At 65.0% G+C, this 12,976-nt stretch carries 11 protein-coding genes and 1 pseudogene; 4 read left to right on the top strand and 8 right to left on the bottom strand.

The window, feature by feature from the left end; all coding sequences use genetic code 11:
* Window positions 1-417 precede the first annotated feature (417 nt).
* Entirely contained in the window at window positions 418-1,920 is a 1,503-nt protein-coding gene (locus tag ABZW16_RS11150) for a catalase (RefSeq protein ID WP_354954630.1), read from the bottom strand.
* A gap of 10 nt (window positions 1,921-1,930) precedes the next feature.
* Window positions 1,931-2,356 carry a Fur family transcriptional regulator gene (locus ABZW16_RS11145; RefSeq protein ID WP_354954628.1) on the bottom strand — a complete coding sequence of 142 codons (426 nt, stop codon included), beginning with the start codon at window positions 2,354-2,356 and terminating at the stop codon, window positions 1,931-1,933.
* Window positions 2,357-2,905: 549 nt separating this feature from the next.
* Here ABZW16_RS11145 and ABZW16_RS11140 point away from each other — a divergent pair.
* Together ABZW16_RS11140 and ABZW16_RS11135 are read left to right on the top strand one after the other, a co-directional pair.
* Complete coding sequence (locus tag ABZW16_RS11140; protein ID WP_354954626.1) at window positions 2,906-4,150, top strand: APC family permease; 1,245 nt, start codon at window positions 2,906-2,908, stop codon at window positions 4,148-4,150.
* A 489-nt stretch (window positions 4,151-4,639) separates the two neighbouring features.
* Window positions 4,640-5,989 (top strand): serine hydrolase, encoded by a 1,350-nt coding sequence (locus ABZW16_RS11135; protein ID WP_354954624.1) that lies wholly within the window; start codon window positions 4,640-4,642, stop codon window positions 5,987-5,989.
* A gap of 180 nt (window positions 5,990-6,169) precedes the next feature.
* On the opposite strand, the pseudogene ABZW16_RS11130 reads toward ABZW16_RS11135, so the two are convergent.
* From ABZW16_RS11130 to ABZW16_RS11120, 3 genes and pseudogenes are all read right to left on the bottom strand, one after another.
* Window positions 6,170-6,259, bottom strand: a pseudogene (locus ABZW16_RS11130) (hypothetical protein); the annotation flags it as partial.
* Between the two features lie 301 nt (window positions 6,260-6,560).
* Window positions 6,561-7,472 carry an aminotransferase class IV gene (locus tag ABZW16_RS11125; protein ID WP_354954622.1) on the bottom strand — a complete coding sequence of 304 codons (912 nt, stop codon included), beginning with the start codon at window positions 7,470-7,472 and terminating at the stop codon, window positions 6,561-6,563.
* Window positions 7,473-7,908: 436 nt separating this feature from the next.
* Window positions 7,909-8,328 (bottom strand): nuclear transport factor 2 family protein, encoded by a 420-nt coding sequence (locus ABZW16_RS11120; RefSeq protein WP_354954620.1) that lies wholly within the window; start codon window positions 8,326-8,328, stop codon window positions 7,909-7,911.
* A 172-nt stretch (window positions 8,329-8,500) separates the two neighbouring features.
* On the opposite strand from ABZW16_RS11120, the gene ABZW16_RS11115 reads away from it, so the two are divergent.
* Window positions 8,501-9,088: a helix-turn-helix domain-containing protein gene (locus ABZW16_RS11115; protein ID WP_354954618.1), complete on the top strand. Its 588-nt coding sequence runs from the start codon at window positions 8,501-8,503 to the stop codon at window positions 9,086-9,088.
* Window positions 9,089-9,342: 254 nt separating this feature from the next.
* On the opposite strand, the gene ABZW16_RS11110 is transcribed toward ABZW16_RS11115, so the two are convergent.
* The gene (locus ABZW16_RS11110; protein ID WP_354954616.1) at window positions 9,343-9,564 is read right to left on the bottom strand and encodes a hypothetical protein; all 222 of its coding nucleotides are present in this window, start codon (window positions 9,562-9,564) and stop codon (window positions 9,343-9,345) included.
* 53 nt (window positions 9,565-9,617) lie between these two features.
* Here ABZW16_RS11110 and ABZW16_RS11105 point away from each other — a divergent pair, with 53 nt between their 5' ends.
* On the top strand, window positions 9,618-10,262 hold the full coding sequence (locus ABZW16_RS11105; protein ID WP_354954614.1) for a class I SAM-dependent methyltransferase: 645 nt from the start codon (window positions 9,618-9,620) through the stop codon (window positions 10,260-10,262).
* Window positions 10,263-10,552: 290 nt separating this feature from the next.
* Here ABZW16_RS11105 and ABZW16_RS11100 read toward each other — a convergent pair whose 3' ends face one another.
* On the bottom strand, window positions 10,553-11,587 hold the full coding sequence (locus ABZW16_RS11100; protein WP_354954612.1) for an aspartate-semialdehyde dehydrogenase: 1,035 nt from the start codon (window positions 11,585-11,587) through the stop codon (window positions 10,553-10,555).
* Window positions 11,588-11,665: 78 nt separating this feature from the next.
* Window positions 11,666-12,931, bottom strand: a complete 1,266-nt coding sequence (locus ABZW16_RS11095; RefSeq protein WP_354954610.1) for an aspartate kinase — start codon at window positions 12,929-12,931, stop codon at window positions 11,666-11,668.
* Window positions 12,932-12,976: the final 45 nt, after the last annotated feature.

Below are 12,976 nucleotides of genomic sequence, written 5' to 3'. Positions count from 1 at the left end.
ACTACCTAAGTTTATTTTAATACCGGTTCCCCACCCCCGGTGGTGGCTTAGTACCGCCGGTGTTGACACAAACAATGCCGCCGCGGGCTTGTTGGGCACTTAAGAAGACCTTGCAGATGAAAAACCGCAGGTAGAGACGCTACTTATGGGTGATCACGACAAGTTTGCAGCACGTCGGCGCGAATCGGCGGATGATGGGAAATGAGGGCACCAAGGAGATTGGAGCGGTGATGGAGACCCTGGTTGTCTGGGTGCTGGCCTGCCTGCTTTATTGGTGGGGCCTGTTGTAGTTCCGAAGCTCGGGGCCCGTCGAATCCTGCCCCCATATAACGAAACGGCTCCGCCTCCGACTGAAATGGTCAGGGGCGGAGCTGTTTTCGGAACGCTCGTCAGCGAGCGCGCATCGGCTCGGCTGGGTCAGCCCTCGAGTCCGGCGCGGACACCTTCCTCGACGCGCTTGCCGAGATCCTGGTCCACGTTCTTCCAGTACTCGAAGACACGGGACAGTACGGGCTCGCGCACGCCGCCGAGCACATGCCCAACGATATTGCCCACCAGGCGATCCCGTTGATCGTCGTCGAGAACCTCACGCACCAGCGTGCCCGCCTGGGTGAAATCGCCGTCCTCGGCGTGCTCGAAATACCCCGCCCGCACAGCGCTCACCCACCCCGTCGGCTCCGCCGACTGCCGTCCCCCAGCGGTCGGGTCGAACTCCCAGATGCCGCCATCGGGCGCCTGCTCGGGGTCGGCGTGCGGGCCGCCGAACGAATTCGGCGCGTAGACGGGCACATTCGCGTCGTTGTAGTCGTAGCGCATCGCACCCTCCTTGGAGTAGGAGTTCACCCCCGCGACCCTGGCCCGGTTCGGCGGCAGCTGCGCGTAATTGGTGCCGATGCGGTAGCGGTGTGCGTCCGCGTAGGCGAATACCCGGCCGAGCAGCATCTTGTCGGGTGAGAAGCCGATGCCGGGAACGACATTCGAGGGTTCGAAGGCGGCCTGCTCGATATCGACGAAGTAGTTGCCCGGATTGCGGTTCAGCGTCCACTTGCCGACCTCGATCAGCGGGTAGTCCCGATGCGACCACACCTTCGTCAGATCGAACGGGTTGAAGCGATAGCCCTCGGCCTCGGCGACCGGCATGACCTGCACATACAGCGTCCAGCTCGGGAACTCACCGCGCTCGATGGCCGCGTAGAGATCGCGGCGGTGGTAGTCGCCGTCGGCACCGGCGAGGCGGTCGGCCTCGGCCTGGGTCAGGTAGTCGATGCCCTGATCGGTCTTGAAGTGGTATTTCACCCAGAAGCGCGCACCGTCGGCATTGATCCACTGGTAGGTGTGCGAACCGTAGCCGTTCATGTGCCGATAGGTCTTCGGGATGCCGCGGTCACCCATCAGCCAGGTCACCTGGTGGGCCGTTTCCGGACGCAGGGTCCAGAAATCCCACTGCATGTTGTTATCGCGGAGTCCGCTGCCGGGCAGGCGCTTCTGTGAACGGATGAAGTCGGGGAATTTGATCGGATCCTTGATGAAGAAGATCGGGGTGTTATTGCCGACGAGGTCGTAGTTGCCGTCCTCGGTGTAGAACTTCACCGCGAAACCGCGCGGATCACGCCAGGTGTCCGGGCTGCCCTGCTCGCCAGCGACGGTGGAGAACCGGACCAGCGATTCGGTTCGCGCACCCGGCTGGAACAGCTTGGCCTTGGTGTAGCGGCTGACATCGTTGGTGACAACCAGCTCGCCGAAGGCGCCAGCACCCTTGGCGTGCACGATGCGCTCGGGTACCCGCTCCCGATTGAACTGGGCCAACTTCTCGATCAGGTAGTGGTCGTGCAGCAGGATCGGGCCCTGTGTGCCCGCGGTGAGCGATTCGTTATCGCTCTGGACCGGCGTTCCGGCATTTGTGGTTGTCGGCTTGGTCATTGCAGCCTCCTCAGCTCGTACGGCAATTCGGGCACAGTCCCCAGAAGACGACCTCTGCCTCGTCGATGACGAACCCGTTGGCGTCCTCGGGTTCCAGACAGGGGGCACTGCCCACGACACAGTCGATATCCACGACCGTGCCGCAGCTTCGGCACACCAGATGGTGATGGTTGTCTCCGGTCCGGGTCTCATAGCGCGCGGGCGAACCGGCTGGCTCGATGCGCCGCAGGATTCCGGCGAGCACGCAGGCCCGAAGCACGTCGTAGACGGCCTGCGTGGATACCGATCCCAATTTCTCCCGGACGGCGGCGGCCACTCGATCGGCATCCGAATGCGGTCGAGCCGCGACCGCATTCAACACCGCGACCCGCGCGGCCGTGACCCGCAGGCCAGCCGCGCGCAGCTGGGCTGGTGGATCGGTGGCGTTGGTGTGCATGGAACCGATGATGGCCCGCTTTCTTGAGTAAGTCAAGAAAGCGATCTTCTAAAGATTAGCGGGCAGACGGCCCATCGCACGCATTTCGGCGCACACCCGATCCGCCAGCGGGACGCCGATGCTCTCATCGGAAACCGCTGGCGCGCCTCCTCGAAATTGCCCGCATTGCGATGGACATGCCCGAGTCCCCACAGCGACCGGACCTCGGACTCGAATCGCGGCCTGCGGTTGGGTTGATCCGGCCGAGCGCAGGTCCCACGCCGACCACACATTGTGATCCAGTTCACATTCAGCCACGCGGAATAAGTCGGGATGGTGGGTGGTTGATCAGCACTGTCGGCGTCCGGACAGCCCCGGGCCTCACCCCATTTGTCGCTTCGAGCGACCACTCGCCGAGAGGCGCTTGTGGGACGTCGGCACCGGAGTCGTGACGCTGGCGTGGCGTCCGGAGACTCAGCGCCGCCAGGTAACCGCAGGTTCCTGGCGGCGTTCTGCATTTCCCGGGCGGCCCGATTCGTGGTTCGCGGTGGTGTGACCGATGATGCAGCCATGGCAACGCACGGCGATGCGCTCCGGCGCAGGCTCGGGCTCACCGATTCGGTGATCATCGGGCTCGGATCGATGGTCGGCGCTGGCATTTTCGCGGCGCTCGCCCCCGCGGCCGCTGCGGCGGGCGACTGGTTACTGCTCGCATTGGCGGTTGCCGCGCTGCTCGCGTACTGCAACGCGACGTCCTCGGCGCGGCTGGCGGCGTTATATCCGGTGTCGGGCGGCACCTATGTGTACGGACGCGAGCGCCTGGGTGCGTTCTGGGGATATCTGGCCGGGTGGGGTTTCGTCGCGGGTAAGACGGCCTCATGTGCGGCGATGGCGCTGACGGTCGGCAGCTACGCGTGGCCGGAACATTCGCGGGTCATCGCGGTCGCGGCGGTGGCTGCGGTCACCGCGATCAACTACACCGGGGTGCAGAAATCGGCGCTGGCCACGAGGATCATCGTGGCCGCGGTGCTGGCCGTGCTCGCGCTGGTGGTCGGGGTGGGATTGTTCGGAAGTCATTCCGCCGCAACGGATCTGCCGGACCGGATCGGGCCGCGCGGGGTATTGGCGGCGGCGGGTTTGCTGTTCTTCGCCTTCGCGGGATATGCCCGCATCGCCACCCTCGGCGAGGAGGTGCGCGATCCGCGGCGCACGATTCCGCGGGCCATCATGATCGCGCTCGGGCTCGCACTCGCGGTATATGCGCTGGTTGCGGTGGCGGTGCTCGAGGTACTCGGATCCGCAGGTCTCGCGCATGCGATCGACCCGCTGGCCAGGGTCGTCTCGGCTGCGGGGGTACCGGGCTCGGCACCGGTTGTCCGGGTCGGCGCGGTGCTCGCGGCGGCCGGATCGCTGCTCGCACTGATTCTCGGGGTCTCGCGCACAGTGCTGGCAATGGCGCGCGACCGCCATCTGCCGGGCGCGCTGGCCGCGGTGCATCCCCGCTTCGGCGTCCCGCATCGGGCGGAATTGGCGGTCGGTGCGGTGGTTGCGGTCGTGGCCGGAACCTTCGATCTGCGTGCGGCCATCGGCTTTTCATCGTTCACGGTGCTCGTGTACTACCTGATCGCCAATGTCTCGGCCGCGACATTGACCGCCGCCGAAAATCGTCCGGCACGCTGGGTGCCGATTGCCGGTGCGGCCGGATGCGTGATCGTCGGGCTGTCGCTACCCGTCGGCTCCGTACTGGCCGGGCTCGCGGTCCTCGCCGTTGGCGGCTGTTGGTACGCCGCACGTAGTCGGTCCGCGCGCAGTTGAATTGCCGTGTGACCCGCCTGGTGTCACACGGAATGACCGCTGACCGCGGCAGGAATCCGGCTCAGGCGGAACGGCAATCGCCATTCGAAACCGGCCGTGCGCTGGGATGTGACTCGGTGATGGCAGCACCCGAGGCGGACGACCGCTGATCGCGGCACCTACGTGTGACAGCAGCCGATCTCGCGCAGCGCCGATCCGGGGGCATCGAGATCCACGGCATCTGGCGCCCGGTATCGCAACCACACGACCGCTGAAGGGCGCGAATCCGGCGCGGCCGGACGGGCAATCACCATTTGGGTCAGCCCTCGTCACAGACATCGGCGGCGTGTCGCCTGAGACGCCACTCGGCCCACGCCATTCACGGCACATGGTTGCAACAGCACCCGGCGCCGCTCGGCATGACCGCCGAAGGCGAGCGTCGGGAATGCGGTGGGGCCACATCCGCCTGTTGCGCAGTGTGGCGGGGATCAGCGCGATAGCCTCATGCGCATGGGGCGCATCTACGGATTCCTGGCCGGAATTGCGGCGGTATCGCTGGTGGCGGGGGGTGTTTTCGCGGGCGGGGCGCAGGCGGAGACGGGTTCTCAGGTGACGTGCGGGGTGTCGTCCGGGCGGGAGTTGGAGCGGGCGGCGCCGGAGCAGGTCGGGTTGGATTCGGAGCTGCTGGCGCAGGCAATGGCGTTCGCGGCCGGGCGCAATCGGTTGAATGTGCAAGTTTTCCGGCACAATTGCCTGGTCGGCGAGGGGCCGACGAATGAGCAGACCGGGAATGTCGCCTGGAATATCTGGAGCGCCACCAAGAGTATTGTTTCGCTGCTCGCCGGAATTGCATGGGATCAGAGCAAACTGGATATCGCTGCGCCGATCGGCCGGTATCTGCCGCCGGGGCTCGGTGATGCGCAGCACCGGTCGATCACGGTGGAGGATCTGCTCACCGAGACCTCCGGAATGAAGGTGGGTGTGCTCACCGAGGGCGCCACCGGCGTGATTCCGGTCGATCCAAATAGTGCCGTGCAGGCGCTCGGGGTGCCGCTGGACAATCCGCCGGGTGCGGTATTCAGCTACAGCCAGCGCAATGTCGACCTGCTCTCCTATGTCATCGAGTTGGCCGTCGGTGAGCCGTTGCAGCAGTTCGCCCAGCGTGAGCTTTTCGATCCGCTCGGCATCGAACGCGGAGATTACTACTGGGCGCGCGATCGTGCCGGGCACACCTACGGATACGCCCATCTGATGATCCCGCCGAACGATTTCGCCAAACTCGGTCTGCTGGTGAGCAATAACGGACGCTGGGGCGCACAGCAACTCGTCTCCCAGGCGTATCTGCGCAAGGCACACCAGCCGTCGCGCGCGAACAAGTGCTACGGCTATCTGTTCTGGGTCGGGCCGGGCTGTGCGGAGACCCCCCACTTCCTGCCCGCCGATGTGTACATGATGGCCGGACTCGGCATGCAGAACGTCTTCGTCGTGCCGAGTCTGGATTTGACGGTGATGTGGACCGGCGTCTTCGGAAATGTCAGCAGCGAGGGCATTTTGGGGAGCGTGCAGGACACCGCGGAATTGCCGCACGAATTCTTCCGCCGGCTGTTCGCGGCGTTCCAGGACAATCGGGTGCCCGATCCGGGTCCATATGTGGAGCCGCCGCTGGTCCTGGATCCGAACCGATTCGTGGATACGAATATCCTGCTCGCGGTCTTCGGCGTCGGACCGGCCGCGTATCCGGGCTGCAACGTCTTCGGCTGCCTGAACTATCCGTTGTCGCCACCGTTCGCGGATACCGCACCCGGATGTGTCATCCAGGTCTGCCAGGGTCCGGATCCGCGCACGCCGGGGATCCGCTGAATCACATGCAGTGCGATGCCGTCCGCCGCGCATTTGCGTGGTCCGCAGCCGAAGCAGGTCGATATGCAGCGGCAAGGGCCGTCGGACATGGCGTGATTCAGGGATTGCGCTGATGCGCAGCTCGGCGCGCTGCGCCTCGGTGAGACCGGATCCGAAACGGGTAGCGACGATTTCGCTGGCCCGGTGCGCGGTGGCGAGGACGAAGAAGTAGGCCTCGGGTTCCCATGCGTGATAGCGCCGACCGACGTGGTCGACGCCGCCGATGCCCATGTGCATGGCCCGGACATCGCGGCCGTAGGCGGCGGTGTCGTCGCCGTAGCAGGGCAGGGCGAGGCGTGACTACTTCGCACACGGTAGACCTTGTGCCCGATAGGCACTCGATATGCGGAAGCCGAATTCCCCACGGTCGGCACGCGAGTCGGGCAGGCCGCGCTCTCGACCATCCACTGGCCCGAAAGCACTGCGCCACCCTTATCGCACGCAGGCTTTCGTCCCACACATATCGTGACTACCTCGCACACGGTAGAATTCCGTAGAGCTTGTGCGAGGTAGTCACGGCTTATGCGGGAAGTCACAGGGGGGTGAGCCAGGCGTGGTGGGTGTCGGTGCGTAGGGCGGCAGCGTGGCGTTTGCGGAGGGTTTGGGTGAGGGGGCCGGGGTGGCCGTTGGCGATGAGGCGGCCGTCGACTTCGGTGACGGGGGAGGTTCCGGAGGAGGTGCCGGTGACGAAGACTTCGTCGGCGATATAGAGCTCGGTGAGGTCGATGGTGCGCTCGACGACCGGGATGCCGTCCTCGGCGGCGAGGGTGAGGATGGTGCGGCGGTTGATGCCGTCGAGGATGTCGCAGGACACATCCGGGGTGATCAGGGTGCCGTTGCGGACGAGCAAAATATTGGCGGCGCTGAGTTCACAGACATGGCCGTTGCCGTCGAGGAAGATGCAGTCGTCATAACCGCTGTCGATGGCATCCTGTTTGGCGAGCACGGAATTGACGTACGCACCATTGACTTTCGCCCGTGAGGGAATCGCATTGTCCGGAATGCGCCGCCACGGACTGGATTTCAGGCGCATACCGTCCTGGGGCACGATCGGCACCGCTCCGTAGACAAAAATGCTCACCTGAATCGCGCATCCACGGACCCGGGTGCCAGGAATCGATTCGACGACATGCACTGTCGCGCGAACGAATACATCCTCAGTCGGCGCATTGGCGGCGATCAGATCGATGACCGCGGTGCGGAATCTGGCGAAGTCCCATTCGGCGGCGAACCGGTCGATGCCGATGATCTTGCAGGATTCCTCGAGTCGCCGGAAATGGTCGTCGAGTCGAAATGCGGTGCGTGCCGATCCATCCACATGCACTGGGAACACCGTGTACACACTCAGGCCGTACAGCACTGCCGACGATGCCACACCGACCGACGCCGCCTGCGCGTCAACGATCCGGTCCCCGAAGTACACCTGTGGATAAGGATTTGCCATCGGCGCAGGCTAGCAGTCGGAACCCGGCCGGTGCGACGGTATTTTCGGACCCCGGGCGCCAGTACCCCGTCCAGACAAATCGCTGCACCGCCCACTTCGGCTGCTCGCCGAGCGTAGTCATGTGGCGTCGGCCTGAGTGACCACCATTCGACTACCTTCGACCGCCCCCTGGACCCAGGGGGGCGATATGGCAGGAGCTATCTGGACGCGACACTAGCCGGTACACGAGCTGGGCGAGGCACGCCTGCATCCGGGCGGCCACGAGACAGTTCGACCTTGCCGTCCTGGATGCCGGGGCATGCGTATGGGGATCACCCGGGCGCTGATCACTAATCGACAAGATGGGCGAACCACGCCGCATCCATGTGGCCACAAAACAATCTGACCTCAGCCCCTGGACGCCGGGGGATGCGCTTACGAATCACCCCGGCGCTGATCACTTCTCCACAAGACGGGCGAACCGCGCGGTATCCATGTAGTCGCGGAACAGCGTGACCTTGCCGTCGCGCACGCGAATCACATTGACGGAGGTGCGAACCCGCGCCCGCTCGGCACCGGGCACCGTCATATCCACCTCGTTCTCCACGAAAACCACCTCGGGATCGGCTGTTTCGTACACCTGTGGATAGATCCCGTGCACCTCGATAGCCGAAATTCCGGACCAGCGCTGCGCGAGATGCGCCCGGATCTCCTCGCGCCCGACCAGCCGGTTGGGCATGCCGGGTATGACGAAGGGGATCTCGAATACCGCATCCGGTGCCATCAACTCGACGAATGCATCGGCATCACGGGCAGGCAACTCGCGGAAGATCCGTTCGACCAGCTCACGCGGGCTTTCCACCGAAGTCTCGACCATGAAAACACCTTCTTCAGTTAAGCGGAACGTTTACCCCGTTTATGATCCGGAACGGCCGCCCCGCTTGTCAATGGTTTCGGTAAACTCGTCCCTCGTGACCGGGCGCAGCAACAGAACCCAAGACACCACAACACCGGTCGCACCGGAATCGAGCGCCAGCGAGGTGCGAGCTGTGACCGATCGCGAGGAACCACGCCCGTTGCGCGCCGATGCACGCCGCAATCGCGACCGGGTACTCGCCGCGGCGCAGGCGGCATTCGCCGAGGAAGGCATTTCGGTGCCGCTGGATGAAATCGCCCGCCGCGCCGGCGTCGGCGCGGGCACCGTCTATCGCCACTTCCCCACCAAGGAAGCCCTTTTCCAGGCCGCGATCGTGGACCGCGTCGAGCGCATGATCACCCACGCCCGCGACCTGTCCACCGCCCCCGACCCGGGCCGCGCCTTCTTCGATTTCCTCGACAGCATGGTCACCGAGGGCGGCGTCAAACGCGACCTCGCCGACGCCGTCGGCGGCCACGACTCCCCCGGCTACCTCGGTCCGGTCCGCGACCTGAACGCCGCCATCAGCGAACTACTCACCCGCGCACAACAATCCGGTGCCGTACGACCCGACATGGACATAACCGACCTCATGCGCCTTCTGAAAGGCGCCTTCCTGGCCGCCCACGAGACCGGCGCCACAAAGGAACAACGCCACCGCACCTTCACCATCGTCTTCGACGGAATGCGCCCCCACCCCCAGCCCCACCTGGACAGGTGATCACCATGCTCTGATGCAGGCAATCATCGAGAAGGCACTGCATCAGCGCATTCTCGTTGTGCTTAACCTCCACGCGTTGCTTGTCGGATGTGCTGCGGCTGGACTTGGACGAGTGTGCCTTGGATAGATCGACGCTTACGACGAACTCCTTCGCGACCTTCAGGGCCGATCGAAATCGCTATTTCAGCCCTGGACATCCCTGAGGACAGGGAGCCGGGATGTGTGCCTGTGACCAGGTGATCGCGGATGCCTCCTCATCGGGGTGGCGCACCGCGGAGTTCGATGTCCGTGACGGTGATCGGGCGGATCGGGACGGCGGCGTCTTTGTCCAGGTCGTCGTAGTCCAGGCCCAACCGGTGCGGTAGGTGGAATGCCTCGGTGGGCAGTCGGTCCTCCCGTGATCGATCCGCCAGATCCTGACCACGGGGGCGGGCCTGCAACTCGGTCCCGGTGATGCGGTGAGTGGACAGCCACATTTCCCATACATTGATGCCGACCGATCCGCCTCGGGTGATGGAGTATGTCGGGCATGGGCAGCGACCAGCACGAACATTGGGATCAGACCTACCGATCCCACCCCGGCATGTACGGCGAACAGCCCTCCGAAGCCGCCGTCCACGCCGGCGACGTTTTCCGCGCCGCCGGGGTCCACGATGTTCTCGAACTGGGTGCCGGGCACGGACGCGATGCGCTCTACCTGGCCCGATCCGGGTTTCAGGTCACCGCTACCGATTTCAGCACGGTCGGGTTGACCCAACTACAGGCCGCCGCCGAAACCACCGGCGTCAGCACTCGGGTGCAGGCGATCGAACACGATGCGCGCGAACCGATCCCCTTGCCCGACAACACATTCGACGGCGTGTTCGCCCACATGCTGCTGTGCATGAATCTGTCGACCGACGACATCCTCGCGCTGACCGCCGAAATCCGCCGAGTCCTGCGACCGGGAGGAACCTTCGTCTACACCGTCCGCCACGTCGGCGACGCACACTACGGCAACGGCATCGCATACGGGGACGACACCTACGAGCACGGTGGATTCGCCGTCCATTTCTTCACCCGGGCCCTGGTCGACCAGGTCGCCGAAGGATGGCACCTGACCCAGATCCACTCCTTTGCGGAAGGCGAATTGCCCCGCCGCCTGTGGCGCATCACCCAAACCCTGCCAACGTAGCGGAGAGCCTCATCGACAGCCATGGGTCGATCGAGTCCAGATCGGATCACATCCAGCGGCCCGGCCGACATCTCGTCGCGCGACCGGTGCGCCGAAGTCCGCACCCGACAGCAGGACTCGATGTTCATGATCCGACAATGTCATTCGCGGTGCACGCCACCATGAACTGAGTCTCATCGACCCTATGGGCTGCTGGGTACGGCACCGTATAAGCGTTGCGATCTTCGGAGCGCCGAATACCGAATGGACCGTTCGGATCTCGTGATCGGAACGGCCCGCGCGGTCAGAGGTCAGCGCTGGGCCAACAGGACTTCGGCGATTTGAATGGTGTTGAGGGCGGCACCCTTCCGGAGGTTGTCACCCGAGATGAACAGCGCGAGGCCGCGGCCATCGGGGACGCCCGGATCCCGGCGGATGCGGCCGACGAGCGAGTCGTCCTTGCCTGCGGCGGCCAAGGGGGTGGGCACGTCGGTGAGCTGGACACCGGGGGCCTTGGCGAGGATTTCCTTGGCGCGCTCGACCGAAATCGGTTCGGCGAATTCGGCATTCACCGACAGCGAGTGGCCGGTGAAGACCGGGACGCGCACGCAGGTGCCGCTGACCAGCAGGTCGGGCAGGCCGAGGATCTTGCGGCTCTCATTGCGCAGCTTCTGGTCTTCGTCGGTTTCGAAGGAACCGTCGTCGACCAGCGAACCGGCGAGCGGGATCACATCGAAGGCGATCGGCGCGACGTACTTGTTCGGGGCCGGGAACTGCACCGCACTGCCGTCGTGCACCAGCTTTTCGGCATCGTCGACCACGGCGCGCACCTGCGAGGCCAGCTCCTCGACACCGGCCAGACCGCTGCCGGAGACCGCCTGGTAGCTCGAAACGACCAGGCGCTGCAGTCCGGCCACCTCGTGCAGCGGCTTGAGCACCGGCATCGCAGCCATGGTGGTGCAGTTCGGGTTGGCGATGATGCCCTTGACCAGATTGCGGGTCTGCTCCGGATTCACCTCGCTGACGACCAGCGGGACCTCGGGATCCTTGCGCCAAGCCGACGAGTTATCGATCACGGTGACACCGGCCGCCGCGAAGCGCGGGGCCTGCACCCGGGACATGGTGGCGCCCGCGGAGAACAGCGCGATATCCAGGCCGGTGGGATCGGCGGTCTCGGTGTCCTCGACCACGATTTCGCCGCCGCGCCACGGCAGGGTCTTACCCGCCGAGCGGGCCGAGGCGAAGAAACGCACCTCATCGGCCGGGAAGTTGCGCTCCTCCAGCAGTTTTCGCATGACGGCGCCGACCTGTCCGGTCGCGCCGACGACTCCTACCCGTACGCCCATCACTGTGCCCCTTTCGACTTGACCTGGAGCGCTGCGTGGTTGCGCCGCGCTGCCGCCTCCGCGCTCGACCCGGTCAAGTCAGCGTCCTGTTCCCGCGTGGACGACGGCGACCTCGTCGCCGCCCAGATCGAAGGCCTTGTGCAGCACCTGCACGGCCTCGTCCAGTTCGGTGTCCTTGACCAGCACCGAGATCCGGATCTCGGAGGTGGAGATGAGATCGATGTTCACACCCGCATTCGCCAGCGCCTCACAGAAGGTGGCGGTGACGCCTGGATGGCTCTTCATACCCGCGCCGACCAGCGAGACCTTGCCGATGTGGTCGTCGTAGAGCACCTGCGAGAAACCGATCTCGTCTTGACGCTTGGTCAGCATCTCCACCGCACGCGCGCCCTCGGTCTTGGGCAGGGTGAAGGTGATATCGGTCTTGCCCGTCTCGATCTTGGAGATGTTCTGCAGGACCATATCGATATTGATCTCCGCGTCGGCGATCGCGCGGAACACCTTGGCGGCGTAGCCCGGTTCGTCCGGCAGTCCGACCACGGTCACCTTGGCCTCGCTGCGGTCGTGCGCGACGCCCGTGAGGATTGCTTGCTCCAAGGGGATGTCCTCCATCGATCCATAGACGTAGGTGCCGGGCTTGTCGGTATAGGACGAGCGCACATGCACCGGAACGTTGTAGCGGCGCGCGTATTCCACGCAGCGCAGCATGAGTACCTTCGCGCCGCAGGCCGCGAGCTCGAGCATCTCCTCATAGGAGACCTGCTCCAACTGCTGGGCGTCGGGCACGATCCGCGGGTCGGCGGTGAAGACGCCGTCCACATCGGTGTAGATCTCGCAGACGTCGGCGTGCAGCGCTGCGGCCAGCGCGACCGCGGTGGTGTCGGAACCGCCGCGGCCCAACGTGGTGACATCGCGGCTGTCCTGGCTGACGCCCTGGAATCCGGCGACCAGCACGACCAGCCCCTCGTCCAGCGCGACGCGGACCCGGCCGGGGGTGACGTCGATGATCTTGGCATTACCGTGCGATCCGGTGGTGATCACACCCGCCTGCGAGCCGGTGAACGAGCGGGCCTCGGCACCGAGCGAGTGAATGGCCATGGCGACCAGCGCGTTGGAGATGCGCTCGCCGGAGGTGAGCAACATATCCATTTCGCGGGCGGGCGGCGCTGGCGCCACCTGCTGGGCCAGATCGAGCAGTTCGTCGGTGGTATCGCCCATGGCCGAGCAGACGACCACCACATCGTGGCCCTGCTTCTTCGTTTCGACGATCCGTTCAGCGACGCGCCGGATGCGCTCGGCGGTTGCTACCGAGGATCCTCCGTACTTCTGAACCACGAGAGCCACGACAGGGTCCTCCAAGATCGACAAACAGCTGCTAACAGCTCCCCA

Origin of the sequence: Nocardia sp. NPDC004604 (genome assembly GCF_040609795.1) — a bacterium.
In the GTDB taxonomy this organism is placed as follows: Bacteria; Actinomycetota; Actinomycetes; order Mycobacteriales; family Mycobacteriaceae; genus Nocardia.
Note: the sequence above shows the minus strand (reverse complement) of the source record. Positions and strands in the feature narration are given on the sequence as shown.

Excerpts from the sequence above, each read along its gene's own strand:
- ABZW16_RS11150 (WP_354954630.1), bottom strand. The coding sequence starts at position 1,920 with ATGACCAAGCCGACAACCACAAATGCCGGAACGCCGGTCCAGAGCGAT.
- ABZW16_RS11145 (WP_354954628.1), bottom strand. The coding sequence starts at position 2,356 with ATGCACACCAACGCCACCGATCCACCAGCCCAGCTGCGCGCGGCTGGC.
- ABZW16_RS11140 (WP_354954626.1), top strand. The coding sequence starts at position 2,906 with ATGGCAACGCACGGCGATGCGCTCCGGCGCAGGCTCGGGCTCACCGAT.
- ABZW16_RS11135 (WP_354954624.1), top strand. The coding sequence starts at position 4,640 with ATGGGGCGCATCTACGGATTCCTGGCCGGAATTGCGGCGGTATCGCTG.
- ABZW16_RS11125 (WP_354954622.1), bottom strand. The coding sequence starts at position 7,472 with ATGGCAAATCCTTATCCACAGGTGTACTTCGGGGACCGGATCGTTGAC.
- ABZW16_RS11120 (WP_354954620.1), bottom strand. The coding sequence starts at position 8,328 with ATGGTCGAGACTTCGGTGGAAAGCCCGCGTGAGCTGGTCGAACGGATC.
- ABZW16_RS11110 (WP_354954616.1), bottom strand. The coding sequence starts at position 9,564 with ATGTGGCTGTCCACTCACCGCATCACCGGGACCGAGTTGCAGGCCCGC.
- ABZW16_RS11105 (WP_354954614.1), top strand. The coding sequence starts at position 9,618 with ATGGGCAGCGACCAGCACGAACATTGGGATCAGACCTACCGATCCCAC.
- ABZW16_RS11100 (WP_354954612.1), bottom strand. The coding sequence starts at position 11,587 with ATGGGCGTACGGGTAGGAGTCGTCGGCGCGACCGGACAGGTCGGCGCC.